Annotated in this window: 15 protein-coding genes; all 15 read right to left on the bottom strand. The window is 40.9% G+C overall.

The window, feature by feature from the left end:
* Positions 1 to 160 precede the first annotated feature (160 nt).
* The 15 genes from TY49_RS14625 to TY49_RS23945 all read right to left on the bottom strand — a co-directional run bounded on the left by TY49_RS14625 (position 161) and on the right by TY49_RS23945 (position 12,357).
* On the bottom strand, positions 161 to 859 hold the full coding sequence (locus TY49_RS14625; protein WP_052442195.1) for an ABC transporter permease: 699 nt from the start codon (positions 857 to 859) through the stop codon (positions 161 to 163).
* Between the two features lies 1 nt (position 860).
* Entirely contained in the window at positions 861 to 1,292 is a 432-nt protein-coding gene (locus tag TY49_RS14630; RefSeq protein ID WP_041966644.1) for an ABC transporter permease family protein, read from the bottom strand.
* Complete coding sequence (locus TY49_RS14635; RefSeq protein ID WP_041966645.1) at positions 1,285 to 2,475, bottom strand: ABC transporter permease; 1,191 nt, start codon at positions 2,473 to 2,475, stop codon at positions 1,285 to 1,287. The genes TY49_RS14630 and TY49_RS14635 overlap by 8 nt, the downstream gene beginning before the upstream one ends.
* 13 nt (positions 2,476 to 2,488) lie before the next feature.
* The gene (locus TY49_RS14640; protein WP_232310460.1) at positions 2,489 to 3,421 is read right to left on the bottom strand and encodes an ABC transporter ATP-binding protein; all 933 of its coding nucleotides are present in this window, start codon (positions 3,419 to 3,421) and stop codon (positions 2,489 to 2,491) included.
* Between the two features lie 179 nt (positions 3,422 to 3,600).
* Complete coding sequence (locus TY49_RS14645; RefSeq protein ID WP_041966647.1) at positions 3,601 to 4,227, bottom strand: response regulator transcription factor; 627 nt, start codon at positions 4,225 to 4,227, stop codon at positions 3,601 to 3,603.
* Complete coding sequence (locus TY49_RS14650; RefSeq protein ID WP_041966648.1) at positions 4,205 to 5,248, bottom strand: sensor histidine kinase; 1,044 nt, start codon at positions 5,246 to 5,248, stop codon at positions 4,205 to 4,207. Before TY49_RS14650 ends, TY49_RS14645 begins: the two co-directional genes overlap by 23 nt.
* Positions 5,249 to 5,391: 143 nt before the next feature.
* Complete coding sequence (locus TY49_RS14655) at positions 5,392 to 5,901, bottom strand: GNAT family N-acetyltransferase (RefSeq protein WP_041966649.1); 510 nt, start codon at positions 5,899 to 5,901, stop codon at positions 5,392 to 5,394.
* 96 nt (positions 5,902 to 5,997) lie between these two features.
* Positions 5,998 to 6,324: a hypothetical protein gene (locus TY49_RS14660; protein ID WP_041966650.1), complete on the bottom strand. Its 327-nt coding sequence runs from the start codon at positions 6,322 to 6,324 to the stop codon at positions 5,998 to 6,000.
* A gap of 28 nt (positions 6,325 to 6,352) precedes the next feature.
* Positions 6,353 to 6,496, bottom strand: coding sequence for a hypothetical protein (locus TY49_RS25035; RefSeq protein WP_198135625.1), 144 nt, complete (start codon positions 6,494 to 6,496; stop codon positions 6,353 to 6,355).
* Positions 6,497 to 6,712: 216 nt separating this feature from the next.
* Positions 6,713 to 7,168 carry an NUDIX domain-containing protein gene (locus TY49_RS14665; protein WP_041966651.1) on the bottom strand — a complete coding sequence of 152 codons (456 nt, stop codon included), beginning with the start codon at positions 7,166 to 7,168 and terminating at the stop codon, positions 6,713 to 6,715.
* A gap of 145 nt (positions 7,169 to 7,313) precedes the next feature.
* Positions 7,314 to 7,754 (bottom strand): hypothetical protein, encoded by a 441-nt coding sequence (locus TY49_RS14670; protein ID WP_052442196.1) that lies wholly within the window; start codon positions 7,752 to 7,754, stop codon positions 7,314 to 7,316.
* Between the two features lie 146 nt (positions 7,755 to 7,900).
* Complete coding sequence (gene nrfD, locus TY49_RS14675) at positions 7,901 to 8,797, bottom strand: NrfD/PsrC family molybdoenzyme membrane anchor subunit (RefSeq protein WP_041966652.1); 897 nt, start codon at positions 8,795 to 8,797, stop codon at positions 7,901 to 7,903.
* Between the two features lie 5 nt (positions 8,798 to 8,802).
* Positions 8,803 to 9,339, bottom strand: coding sequence for a 4Fe-4S dicluster domain-containing protein (locus TY49_RS14680; RefSeq protein ID WP_041966653.1), 537 nt, complete (start codon positions 9,337 to 9,339; stop codon positions 8,803 to 8,805).
* Complete coding sequence (locus tag TY49_RS14685) at positions 9,339 to 11,534, bottom strand: molybdopterin-containing oxidoreductase family protein (RefSeq protein ID WP_041966654.1); 2,196 nt, start codon at positions 11,532 to 11,534, stop codon at positions 9,339 to 9,341. The genes TY49_RS14680 and TY49_RS14685 overlap by 1 nt, the downstream gene beginning before the upstream one ends.
* A 208-nt stretch (positions 11,535 to 11,742) precedes the next feature.
* Positions 11,743 to 12,357 carry a molecular chaperone TorD family protein gene (locus TY49_RS23945; protein ID WP_052442197.1) on the bottom strand — a complete coding sequence of 205 codons (615 nt, stop codon included), beginning with the start codon at positions 12,355 to 12,357 and terminating at the stop codon, positions 11,743 to 11,745.
* Positions 12,358 to 12,364 lie beyond the last annotated feature (7 nt).

The following is a 12,364-nucleotide window of genomic DNA, read 5'->3' on the forward strand; positions in this document are numbered from 1 at the left end:
TGTCTGCTTTTACCCGAATAACTTTATCTATTCTTGTTCGGTCAACCCAAAAATCATTATTCGACTCTTACTCTAAATATCTATTATAACTCGACAAAATATAATTTTCGATAGAATCCCCTTAAAAAGAATTACCAGTCCAAAAATGGACTGGTAAACATCAATCATATTTCATTCTTTTCAGGCCGATTGTGAAAAATAGTAAGCTGAATGCAAGCAAGATTAATGCTGAATTACGGATGGCGGGAATATAAAGACTTCCACTGACAATTTCACGGAATCCTGTAATCATCCAGCTCTGAGGCACAGCCTTGGCTATTTGCTGCATGAATTCCGGAACAATTTCCAGTGGCCAGTATACGCCTCCCAGCATACATGTACTGACGATCAACACCGCACTTAGTGCACTTGCCTGTTGTCTTGTCTTCACGATACTAGCCATCATCAGGCCAAACCCGACAATCGTTATAATCACTAGTGCTGCAAATGGAACAAAGTAAATCAAATTACCCCACATGGAACCATAAATTAAATTCATCACGACCATAAGGACGAATAATTGGATTGCCCCCATCATGAAATATGAGAATAAATATCCTATCATCACCTGGATCTTCGACGTTGGTGACGTGAGCAGACGCTGCCATGTTCCTCCGATTTTTTCATCCAGAATGGTTGAAGCCGCTCCAGAAATCCCAAACATCATGAACATGATCGTAAAGCCGATCGCCAACATGCCGACTGAACCAGTTTTTGATTCTTCTTTTTGAATTACTTCACTGCTCAAATCCAGCGTTTCTCGCTCTGCTGCTTTATCAAGTATAGCGTTGACGGCAGCTGTATCTTGTTCGGGGACCATTTTAAATGTTTGGATAACTGTCCTTCCAACACCCTCTATATAACTGCTTAGTGCTAGATATTCCTGGTCTTTTTCTTTGGACAACGATTTGAAAAAACGGCTTTTCCGATTCCAAACTCTCAACTATCGATTCAGCGATAAGCACCGCTGCAATGGCTTCCTGATTTTCAACTGAACTCCGGGCTTGTTTTTCATCTGCCTTAAGCCAGGTGTATTGGTCATTTGAAGACAGTAGATCCACGATCCTGCCGTTACTTTCATTTTCTTCCGTAACCACCAGGACGTGAGGTTTATCTTGTGAAGATCCTTCAGAGCCAATACCTCCAAAAATAATACTGAACATGATTGGCATTATGAACATCATAACGATTGCAGATGGTGTTCTGAACAATGTTTTTAAATGGAGAATTGCGATGGACATAACCTTACGCATAGTAAGCCCTCCTTTTTGCCGAAAGGGATACAAATGCAATTAAAAGTGATCCGAGACCAATCGCAACTAAAATGCCGGCTTCGATCAATACTTGCCAAAGGTTTGCACCAGACATCAACTCCAGGAATGTTTGTAGTGCAAGGGCATTGGGAAGGACTTTCACGACCGTATTGACCCAGTCCGGAAAAATATACAATGGGACCATGCTTCCCCCAACTGCAGCCATTATTTGAGTGGCGAGCATGCCGGCAGCGTTGAATGTCTTCTCCGTTTTGACAAGAGTACCAAGCAGCACGCCGAGTCCGCATACGCTAAAAACAAAAGAAAACCCAAGTAGTATGACACCTGTCATCGATTCTCCCCAACGAACATCATAAAGGTACCGTGTCCCAATAATTATGATTAAAAATTGAATGGAAGACATAAACAACAGACCAATAAATTTACCGATTAAGTAATGGAAATCGGTCAGTTTTGTAACAAGCAGACGATTGTATACATCTTGTTCCTTTTCATCAATCATGGCGCTTACTCCGGTAATTACCGTCATCAACAAGAACATGACACCCATACCAGCGGCATAATACTGGAATGACCCTACTGGTTTTTGGTCCCGTTCTACCGCAGCTTCTTCAACTATGTTAATATCAGCATCCGTGAATTGAGACATAGCAGGAATGGCTTTAATCATCTCTGATGGTCCAGCAGCCTCCATGGCTATTACATTTACGGCAGCACTCTGAGTGAATTGCAGCACGACATTCTCCACAATTGATGACTGAATCGAAGCGGACGGAATGGAAATGACTTTCACCTCAGATTCTCCACCCATAATGATATGATCCGAAAAATCTCGTGGAAGAATAATTCCGACGGACAATTTCTGCTGCTTTAATCTATCTTCCAGTTCTTTTTGGGTCATTGCTTCTGCAGAAATCAGTTCAGGAAGACCTTTCATGAATACTTCTTCTGCCAAAGCATTACCTAGTTCACCTTCATCAAGATTGACTATACCTACTTGGAACTTTTCAATGGAGGCCACTTCTTCTTCTCCCATCATATTGCCAAAGGCTGCCCCCAGGATCCCAATCAATAAGATTGGCATGAAAACAAGCGTTAACAATGCCTTCCGGTCTCTTCCCATAAGGAGCGCATCTTTCAATGCCAGCCACCAAAACCCCATTTTAATAACCTCCTTAATCCCTTAAGCTTCGACCAGTAAGATGGAGGAACACACTCTCGAGATTGGGTTCAACTATTTCAACTGAGGCGATTTCAAAACCGGCCCCTGTAACCGACTGGATCAATTCACTTAGTATTTTTTGTGGTTCCTTATGAAAAATGGCAAGCTCATTGTGATTCATTAACAGGTCCTTTTCAGATATCTCAGAAGTTAAAATCGATTTTATTCTTTCAAGTTCGACTGCTCCAGAAAAGTTCATGACAATACGAGAACGATCACCGATTGTTTCCCTTAATTGCGAAATAGTACCTGAAGCAATGAATTCTCCTTGATCCATAATGCCAATCTTTTCACAAAGATACTCAACTTCCTCCATATAGTGACTTGTATAGATAACTGTCATCCCTTCACCATTTAGCTTTTTTACCGTTTCAAGAATGTGACTGCGAGATTGGGGATCTATCCCTACGGTCGGTTCATCCATGATCAATAGCTCGGGATTATGTAAGATCGCAGCTCCGATATTGACTCTCCGCTTCATCCCTCCTGAAAAAGTCTCTACTTTTTCCTTGGCTCGATCAGCCAACCCGATGATCTCAAGCACATCATTTATTCTTTTTTGCAAGTGGTCTCCGCTTAAACCGTACATTCTTCCCCAGAATGACAGGTTTTCCCTAGCACTCATGGTTTGGTAAAGAGCAATTTCCTGAGGGACGATTCCTAAAAGCCCTTGCCCACGCTTTGGCTGCCTGACCATATCAATGCCAGCAATTTCAATGCTTCCTGAACTCGGAGGAAATAAACCTGTAATCATTTGAATCGTTGTTGTCTTTCCTGCTCCATTGGGTCCGAGGAGACCGAAAGACTCACCCTTTTGAACGGAAAAAGAAACTTTCTTGACTGCCTCGAAATCTTTAAACCTCTTAGTCAATTGCTTCACTTCCAAGACTCCCAACCGAAACACCTACTTTCGACCTATGTTGATTTAATTATCTCAAAAATTCATGTCTTATGAAATAAATTCCAATTAATATATGAAAATATTTAGAAAAAATTCTAATGAACTAGAATTCATTCAGTATACATTGGCCAAACAAAAAAGCAAGACATCAGTATGTCCTGCTTCTAAGGTTGAAAAACATTATATTTCCTTGCTGTTTCTACCCATTCATATCGCTTGTGTGTTCCTAGCTTTTCACCAATTTTCTGACGGTGGTTTTCAACTGTTTTGACTGATATATCAAGCCTTTCAGCTATGTCTTTCTGGGAATATCCCTTAACCGTAAGGATGAATACCTCCTTTTCTCGCTTGGTGATCGGAAGGTCGACCAGATTGAATTGGTCACCCTCAATATCATCCTCCCATATATGTGTATCGAACACCTTCTGGTTTGCTAAAATTTTATCCAGAGATTGGATGAGATCATCCCGCTTCAGCTGTTTGATTAGATATCCGTCAGCTCCGGCTTCATAAGCCTTCTTTTGATACCCGATATCATCATGCATTGAGAAAATGACTATTTTTGCGTCCGGGAGAAGTTTCCGAAGCCTTTCCAATGTCGTCATTCCATCCAGGCCGCCTGGCATCGAGAGGTCCAGAAGTACCAGGTCGGCAGGAAAGTCAACCGCAGCTTTAACAGCTTCATAGCCGTCGCAGGCACAAATCCTCCCATCAATGCAAAAGGATTGCTGCAAAAGCATGCTCAGCCCATCCCTGACGATTTCATGATCATCGATGATCATTAGGTTCATCTTTCCTCACCCCTTCCAATTTTGTTAAAGACACAAACCCTTCCACCCGTGTAGGTCCGCCTTCCTTGCTGATCCACTTAATGTCCCCATCAAGCATTTTGCAGCGCTCGTACATATGCTTCAAGCCGAGCCCTTTCGTTTTACATCCTCCTACAATAAAGCCATTGCCATTATCATATAACTGAAAAAATATATATTGATAGTATGTCTTTAAATGAATGGAGAAATAGGTTGCTTTACCGTGGCGAACCGAATTTGTGATGCTTTCCTGGATGATCCTGAATAGATGAAGTTCTTTTTCTGGATCCAGTTTCTGTTCCTTATCGAGCTCCATCTCCAAAAAGATTTCTATCTGGTATAGTTTTCTCCAGTCCTTTACTGCTTGCCGAAGTGATTTTTCCAAACCTATGTCATAAACAATCTCAGGCCTGAGGCTTTTTGTCAGGCGTTTGATATCTTCCAAAGTTTTCCTCATGACATTAACCATGTTGGTGACATGATTTTGATACTTATCTTCGCTAATGTTCTGTTTAATAACCTCGAGGCCAAGAAATATGCTATAGACACTTTGTCCAATATGGTCATGCAGTTCCATGGCAATCCTTTTACGCTCTGCCTCCTGAGCGAGCAGCGTTTCTTGTACAAGCAGCTCATGGAATCGTGCCCGCTCACTATTTTCATTCTGGACTGGAGGCCGTATCCTTAGGACAAAATATACCTCTTCCGATATAGTCATTTTTTTTAAAGACATCTCAAATTCTTCAAGTCCCTCATACACTGCCAGATGGGAGTTAAAAGAAGGAATAGGATTATCAGAGGTTAAGATACAGCGATTCTCATCCTCTTCGAGTTCTCTTTCCTGGCAATAAGTACAGTAAGGTACCTTCTCTCCAAGCTTCCAGCCGGTCATGTCAACTGCTTTTTCATTAAGATAATGTATCGTACGATCTTTATCCATAACAATCATACCCTCAGGCAGATGGTCGACAATTTCCTCCAAATATTCTGTTTGCATCAACATAAGTGATCCCTCGCTAAAACTTCTCTTCGTCGCAACTCCATTTTAACCTCTATTTCAGGTGATACTTCGCCATGTTTATTAACATTAAGTGAAATCTCCAGCTGTTTATGTCTCCATAAAAAAAGACCCAATAAGGGTCAGAGTTAAGAAAATAACTTTTTCTCGTATTTACTGTGATGGTCTGTTTCACCGAGGTAGTGAAATCCGTTCTCTAAATAGAACTGATTCAATTTGCTGTTATCTGCTACACAGTCTAATTTTAGATATGCTTTGTCCGTTGAAAAATTCTTCTCAATCCAATTTAATAGCTCTTTTCCAAGACCTTTGCCTATATGTACTGGTAATACTGCGAGCCTATGCAAATACACTGAATCTCCTTCAGTTTCCCCACCAAAAATATGTCTGTCCCAATCACTTTGGATTGTCGAGAGGGTAAACGTTGCGATTAATTCTTCGTCATTCAGGACAATGAATGTTTCTTTTTGTTTAATCGCTTCCAGAATTTCCTTATCATCCCCTCCATTCAATAGATATTGCCACTGATTAATCTCCTGTTCACGCATCCACTGTGCAACTTTTTTCAGCATCTCAATGACCTTTGGTCCGTCTTCTTTTACAGCAGGTCTTATCTGAGCATCTTCAAGCAAAATCACACCCGCTTTCTATTAATTTATTTTACTATTCGATAATACAATTGTTTTTCCTTCAAAAAAAACAGGCTGAGTTCAGCCTGTTCAAAAGTAATAACATCATTTCAACGTTTTAAGAACTTCCTCAATATCTTCATTGGTCATTTCAGCTGCCTGAGTCATTGTCCTGACATCCTTCGATGCCCAGTAATCATATAAACGTGCCAGGTCATTACGATTATATACCTGATTACCATAGTGGCTGTAGAAATAGGCAACCAATAGATTGACTACATTGGCCGGTAGTTTATTTCGGGTTGAAATCGACCTTAATGCAATATTCTCAAGTCCGCGGATGTTATTATCAGTGAATTTTTCTACCACGTCAATTGGCATAGCGTTTTCACAAAATGAAAGGAATTCTGGATCGGTTAATTGTTTATTCATTTGAAAATCTCCTGCATAGTTTAATTATTCAGATTGTTTCCAGCGCGTACTCTATAAGTTCAATGTCCTTTGATATTGATTGTTTTAGTGTGGCACTTTCACACCGCTGGTATTCTTTATGAAGTCTTCTTAGTTCCTCGTAAAAAATCCGATACTCAAAGTTGTTAATCATAATCGCCCTCATTACTTTTTACTGTTCTAAGAAATATTTTCCCATTTATACCTATTGTCAAACAAATAAATAATGAGGATTTGATTAAACTAACATTACCATTAAGCAGGCGAGAAAGGGAAGAGGTAATTTGGTTCATTTGAATTTCCCAACAAAGCTGATTACAGACTTGTACCGTGGTGACCTTTTCATCAAGCAAGGCAGAGATATTTCACCTTATATTTCCTCATTTTTTTCAATCAAAACCAAAGCCTTTTGAAGGGCCCAGCTCTGATGTTCATGAAATAACATTTTCACTGCTGCGCCAGTTTCAACCCATCTAAGTTGATGGTCAGCTTCCACAGGTTCCCCTGCCTCTCCGGCTATTTCCGCAAAATAAAAATACCCTTCACCAAGATAATATTCAGAATCCTTCTCCGAATAAAAATAACGCTGTGCTTTTCCAATCCATTCTCCAATTTCCAGCAGACTACCCATTTCTTCAATGCCTTCCCTAACTAGACACTCCTTGTGACTTTCACTTCCTTCCAACCCACCGCCTGGAAGGAAGTACTTCCCATCACCCGTTTCAATCAAGGCAATCAAATTCTTTTGTTCATTAAAAATTATTCCATAGACACCTGGCCGTAATGTATAGCTTACTCCTAATTCGATTTCACCAAATGTAATCATTCATACATCCCTTCAGTCCAAAAGAGTCCTGTCAATACATCCGAGACATCGAATCTTGCGGCAACGGGCCATCTTTTGAAGAGATGTCTCGATTTAAATAGCGATCAATAGGTTGTAAAAACAACAAAAGTCGACGAAAAGAGGCCTAATAAAAGAAAAAATCAGTGTTTCTTGGCGTAACGCCCTGAATCCATAATGCTTCTTCCGTATTCCTGGCGGTGAATGCAAATTCAGTAGCCCAATGGCCGGAATGGAAGATGACTTCACCGTGAAACATTAAATTTACCGTGAACCATTTGAACCTATTATTCTTTTTATATTTATTTAAAAGTATATCTTGTACATTTTTATCATTAGAGATTTCAATAATAGTCATGTGGCTGCCAACCTGAACAGAACTGTTCAGTACAGATTGTATTCCCTGAATTGCTTCCTGTTCTTCATTCCAGCAATGTATTTCTACAGTATCTGTTCTTTCAAGGAAATGCTTGACTAAAGGTCTCCAATACTCATAATCATCTGGAAGTGGAAAGGTAGTGTCCACTTCATCAGAATAACTCCAAGGTACCGTAAATTGCACCTCCATTAACATCCCTCTTTTACATAAACGTTGGGAATATAATTCTGTATTCCAGGCTGATATCCCTTCTTTTTTAAGAAATAAAAAGCGTAAGAATTCTATCGAAACATAAAAGACCTAGACTTGTTTAGTCCAGGCCAGCTTTCAATTTTTTATAAAAATATTACCGGTACTGCTGCTGCTAGCAATAGATAGCGTAGAATGAAACCGCCTGCGAGTACGGCACTTTCTGTAATCAAGGTAGCTGTAATTCCGTAAGATCCGGAAGCTGCTACTTCAAGTCCAGCCTGGCTCTGATGAATTTTTTTCGAATTCCATAATTCGAGAGCCTCAATACTAATAGGAACAATCAATCCGATAACAATCAATCCTACCCAGAATAAGGGGCTATACTCACCAGAGAGTAGCATGCCAACAGATTGTGCTGCTGACTCATTGGTCGATGAAGTGATCAGGAACATTGTGAAAATCAGGAATACTTCGGAAATCAGCAATGTTAAGTGAATTTTTTTGATAGACATCACATGATGGATCATCTTTTTATCCAAGATAGCTGACACGAGCATTGTACCGGCAATTCCCGTTGAGAATGCCGACACGACGAACAGGATTGGCAAAATGGCTGTATTCCATAGTGGCACAGCCCCAATGACACCAATCAGGAAGCCGGTGTAAATGGCTGTAGCGACAGCAAATACGATGCCGACATACTCCACAATTTTGTTTGTATCTTTTTTCAGCAATTCCATCAGGGCGATATAAGCTGCAGCCATCATGAAAAAGCTAATGAAATAAGTACCGATTGTCATGACAGAACTGAAATTTGTAAACAAATAGATGAACCTCAAAGGATCCTTAAGACCTGCTTCTGCATCGACAATAAGAAGCAATAGTCCTATCCCCATAAGGATCGGGCTGATTAACCTTCCGACAATCCTGACTGTTTTGGCATCAGGATATTTCCTTGCTGCATAGGAAGATGTTAAAAACGCACCGGCACTAAGTCCAGCAAGGAATAAATAAGCAGCGATAATTGTTCCCCAAACCATTATAATCACCTCACGTAGTAAATTTTTGCCTTGCCTAAGTCCGGCCTTAAAGGCTGGGCATTCATTTTAACGATTGCTTTTGAAACTTCACTGTTCGGATCATCAAGGTCACCGAAAATACGGGCATTGCTGATGCATGTGCTGACACAGGCTGGCTGTTTACCCTCAGCCACAAGTTCAGCACAGAAGCGGCATTTTTCAACTACCCCGGTATTATGATCCTGTGTTCTGGCCCCATAATGGCAAGCCACCATACAATACTTGCAGCCGATACACTTATCAGCGTCAACTAGCACGATGCCTTCTTTTGTCGTGTAGGTTGCCTTTGTCGGGCAGACACTCACACATGGGGCATCCTCGCAGTGCTGGCATTGTACCGGGATGATTTCATTCTTGACGTTTGGGAATACACCCGTTTCTTTTTCGTAAAACTTAATATATGACTCTTCTACCGGAAGCTCATTCTGCATCTGGCAGCTTACCCGGCAAGCATAACAGCCGACGCATTTTCGTGTGTCTATTACCATTCCATAGCGTGCCATCAGCCATTCACCTTCCTAACTTTCACGATTACTTCGTGGATATTTCCTGCGCCACTCCATTTTTCAAAATCGAATGGTACGTGTTCCATATAGCCAAATCCTATGCCCTGTCCTGTCTTTAAATCCTTTGAAGTGATTCCATAATGACTTGGCACAAAAATCGCTTCTGGGTGGATTCTTTCTGTTAGCTTCACTCGAATTTTGCTTGTTGCTTCACTGGATTTCAATTCAACCATATCTCCATCCTTGATTCCCAGCGCTTTGGCACGAATAGGGTTGATCCAGATTCTCTCTAAATCATAATCTTTAGTAATCTGCATCAAGATTGGTATATTCGCAGTTTGAGTATGGCTGTGGATTGCCTGTTTACCAGTTATCAGGCGGAAAGAATCGTCTGCCGGGCTTACCTTTGGCTCAATCCATTCAACGATCGGTTTAAACCCTGCTTCTTTATATGTTTCACTGTAAAACTCAACCTTGCCAGAAGGCGTTTTCAGTTCTTTCATCTTACCTAAGGTGATTTCTTCATTAGGGAACATGATGGTTCCTTTTTCCCTTAGCTGTTTATAGGTAATACCTGTAGGCGCAAGCATCGCTTCGTTCAATTCATCAAGGGAGAAGTTGAAATATTGTCCTACACCGCAGACTTTAGCTAACTCAGTATAGATTTCATGTATTGGTTTTGTCTCCGGATGAACCTTCTCAACCATTTGTTGACGAAACGCAATTCCTGGTATTTTTCCTGATAAACCTTCAATCACCTCATCACGTTCAATATAAGTCACTTCCGGAAGGACATAATGTGCCAGTTGTGCCGTTTCAGACATTTGTACATCGATAGCCACGACGAGATCCATTTTAGAAAGAGCTTCCTTCATTACTTTGGGATTTCCATAGCCTAGCGCTGCATTAGAATGGTAATAAATTGCCGCCTTCATTTTGCCTTCCAATGCTTCTTTTGCCACGATTGTTGCAACACCGTTATTTGGGTATGCAATCGGGAATTCCTTTGAGCCAGCCTTTGGAGCTTCTGGTTCCTTTGGATTAGGATGTTTTTCTTTATTCAGTTTGCCTAGCGAAGGTTTCCCGCCAAATATACTTCCGCCTTTTTGCTGGTAGTTACCAAGTAAAGCATTGAACATTGCAACGGCTCGGCCGGTTTCTGTACTATTTTCATAGTTGCATCCGAATGCTCCTCTCCAAGATTGCTCAATCAATGCCTTTGGTTTGGCCTTGCCCATATCCATGGAAATCCGTGTGATAGCATCAGCAGGGAGACCGGTGATTTTTTCTGCCCATTCTGGTGTATATTTTTTCAGTTCTTTTGCATATTCTTCAAATCCAATTGTGTAGTTCTTAATGAATTCTATATCGTGAAGATTTTCTTTAATCAACACATGTGACATAGCCAGCACAAGAGCCAAGTCAGTGCCTGGTCGGATTGCCAGCCACTCTGTCGCAAGATTGCCTGTGTTATTCAATCGGGGATCGACAATGACAATCTTGGCTCCGTTGTCTTTTGCAGATGCCAATGCTTGTACAGAGCTTGGTCTAATTCCGTCTCCATAGCTTCTGCCTATGAACATAATGTATTTCGCATTACTGATATCTGCACTCGTAGCCGTTACTCCTACTGTATGAAGGAAACCTGCATCCCTTGAGTTTGAACAAACAACATGGTGTGTATAATAGTTCGACGAACCAAGCGCATTAATGAATCTAGGAGAATAGAATTTCCCTGAAGCCCGTGGGTCTTCCGTCAGTGCTACTGACTGTGGGCCATGCTCTTTTATGATCTTGTTCAATTTTTCTGCAATTTCCTTGTAAGCTTGTTCCCAAGTAATCGGCTCAAATTTCTTTTCACCAACACGTTTTAAAGGCTGTGTCAGCCTATCTTGGGAATAAACAACTGTAGCGTAACCATGCCCCCTGGCACATAGCTTCCCTTTCGAATAAGGGTGATCAGGGTGCCCTGTCAGCTTCCATAATCGCCCGTTTTTGACATGGCCGATCATCCCGCATTTACTTGAACATGCATTACATGTACTAGGTATTTCCTTTATTTCTGCATTTGCTCCTGCTTTTACATATTCACTGGACCATTCATTAAAGCCTACTGTTCCCGCAGATGCCAATGCAGCAGTTGCTGCAGAGGCTTTAATGAATCCTCGACGTGATAGTTTTGTATCCACCATTTTCTCTAGCCCTCCTTTTACTCCAGACCGATAAAACACTTAATAATTTTTGCCTTTACCGTTTATGCAAGGCATTTTTGTGATTGATGCTTTCTTACATTACTGCTGAATGTAAAACTCATTGACTCTTTCGCAGAGTATCCGGTCCCTTTAATGGTATCTGTTATCATAGCTCTTTTAAAAAGGATGTCCTTTAAGATTTAGAGCCTTACAGGTAACTATTTCGTTGTGCTTTTAATATTTCCATCAATGCTCTCGTCAATCTCTGATAAAATGGGTGAACCGTTACTTCCGAAAGCTGCGATTCGAATTCATCGAGCCAATCGAAATGATCATCCAAAAATTCAGCAGTGGAATTTTCGGGGGCATGCTCAATGAAATAAGCCAACAACTCCAACAGGATTGCTAGATGGTCCGGCATACCCTGTAATTCATAAGGGATTTCGATCTTAAGCTTTTCTAACAGGTAATTGATATGTAACGCCGAATCTCCCAATATATAACCTTTGTCTCTAGCAAAGGGTAGAGTGCACGTTTCATCCAGTGTCCACTGTTTATATAAAGACTCAATCGGAAGTGCAGCCTCCTTTTGCGTGCTGCCAATAGAGGTCATGTATAATTCAGCAAATTCTTCATAGTTCTCTGGCAGGACCTCCTCTATTGAAAAGTCGATACTAAAAAGTTCGTTGACCGATTCTTCCAGCTTCTTCAGTAGATCCTGCTGCTGAATCTCATCCCAGATCTCTCTAGTTGGTTGTTTATATAAATCTGCAAGGACTATAAAAACATTCGCACATTCTGTTTTTTTATCTAATCCAATCACCGGGATT

Origin of the sequence: Mesobacillus selenatarsenatis SF-1, from assembly GCF_000813125.1 — a bacterium.
In the GTDB taxonomy this organism is placed as follows: domain Bacteria; phylum Bacillota; class Bacilli; order Bacillales; family Cytobacillaceae; genus Mesobacillus; species Mesobacillus selenatarsenatis.

What these genes read in the sequence shown, in the direction of transcription:
- TY49_RS14625 (WP_052442195.1), bottom strand. Translation starts at nt 859, where the DNA reads ATGGTCCCCGAACAAGATACAGCTGCCGTCAACGCTATACTTGATAAA.
- TY49_RS14630 (WP_041966644.1), bottom strand. Translation starts at nt 1,292, where the DNA reads ATGCGTAAGGTTATGTCCATCGCAATTCTCCATTTAAAAACATTGTTC.
- TY49_RS14635 (WP_041966645.1), bottom strand. Translation starts at nt 2,475, where the DNA reads ATGGGGTTTTGGTGGCTGGCATTGAAAGATGCGCTCCTTATGGGAAGA.
- TY49_RS14645 (WP_041966647.1), bottom strand. Translation starts at nt 4,227, where the DNA reads ATGAACCTAATGATCATCGATGATCATGAAATCGTCAGGGATGGGCTG.
- TY49_RS14650 (WP_041966648.1), bottom strand. Translation starts at nt 5,248, where the DNA reads ATGTTGATGCAAACAGAATATTTGGAGGAAATTGTCGACCATCTGCCT.
- TY49_RS14660 (WP_041966650.1), bottom strand. Translation starts at nt 6,324, where the DNA reads ATGAATAAACAATTAACCGATCCAGAATTCCTTTCATTTTGTGAAAAC.
- TY49_RS25035 (WP_198135625.1), bottom strand. Translation starts at nt 6,496, where the DNA reads ATGATTAACAACTTTGAGTATCGGATTTTTTACGAGGAACTAAGAAGA.
- TY49_RS14665 (WP_041966651.1), bottom strand. Translation starts at nt 7,168, where the DNA reads ATGATTACATTTGGTGAAATCGAATTAGGAGTAAGCTATACATTACGG.
- TY49_RS14670 (WP_052442196.1), bottom strand. Translation starts at nt 7,754, where the DNA reads ATGGAGGTGCAATTTACGGTACCTTGGAGTTATTCTGATGAAGTGGAC.
- nrfD (WP_041966652.1), bottom strand. Translation starts at nt 8,797, where the DNA reads ATGGTTTGGGGAACAATTATCGCTGCTTATTTATTCCTTGCTGGACTT.
- TY49_RS14680 (WP_041966653.1), bottom strand. Translation starts at nt 9,339, where the DNA reads ATGGCACGCTATGGAATGGTAATAGACACACGAAAATGCGTCGGCTGT.
- TY49_RS14685 (WP_041966654.1), bottom strand. Translation starts at nt 11,534, where the DNA reads ATGGTGGATACAAAACTATCACGTCGAGGATTCATTAAAGCCTCTGCA.